The following is a 759-nucleotide window of genomic DNA, read 5'->3' as shown; positions in this document are numbered from 1 at the left end:
ATGTGCGTCAGTCCGCCTGTGATGCTCGTCAGATGCTCGTCGCCGGCATTCACGAACGTCACGCTGTCGCTCCGTGTGCGCAGAAAGTCATACAGCTCTCCCTTTGTGCGGAGCACTCCCTCAAACGAGCCGAAGCCCTGGAGATGCGCCCGTCCTACGTTGGTTATCAGTCCGCAGTCTGGCTCCACGATGTCCACGAGCGTCTTGATGTCTCCCGGATGGCTCGCGCCCATCTCCACCACGGCGATGTCATGGCCGGCGTTGATGCGCAGCAGCGTCTTCGGCACGCCTATGTCGTTGTTGAAGTTGCCTTGCGTGCATAGCACGTTGTATTTCCGTGCCAGCACGGCGGCGGTCAGTTCCTTGGTGGTCGTCTTTCCGTTGGTGCCGGTTATTCCCACTATCGGCGTGCCCAGCCGGCGGCGATGATACCGCGCGAGCTGTTGGAGTGTTTTCAGGCAGTCGTCCACGAGTATGGTGTGTTCGCCTCCGGCATGCTCGGCCTCGTCCACCACAGCCCATGCACAGCCTTTCTCCAAGGCCGCCGCCGCAAACTTGTTGCCGTTGAACGACGTTCCTTTCAAGGCCACGAAGACAGAGCCTTCGGGGCAGTCGCGGCTGTCGGTCGTCACCACCGGATGCTCCGCGAATATACTGTATAGTTCTGATATATCCATGTTTTATCGTATTAAGGACATGCAAAAGTACATTATTTATTTTAAACAGTGAGTCATTGACAGTCCCAATGTTGTCTCTTTC

The 759-nt window shown here is 56.8% G+C and carries 1 protein-coding gene; it reads right to left on the bottom strand.

Annotation, left to right across the window (positions count from 1 at the left end; translation table 11 throughout):
* Window positions 1–677 (bottom strand): Mur ligase family protein (locus tag MoGM_RS02300; protein ID WP_233210130.1); only part of this gene is annotated, 677 nt, incomplete at its 3' end.
* Window positions 678–759: the final 82 nt, after the last annotated feature.

It is taken from the genome of Prevotella sp. MGM1 (genome assembly GCF_002933775.1).
Classification (GTDB): Bacteria; Bacteroidota; Bacteroidia; order Bacteroidales; family Bacteroidaceae; genus Prevotella.
This window is presented reverse-complemented; position numbering and strand designations above follow the sequence as displayed.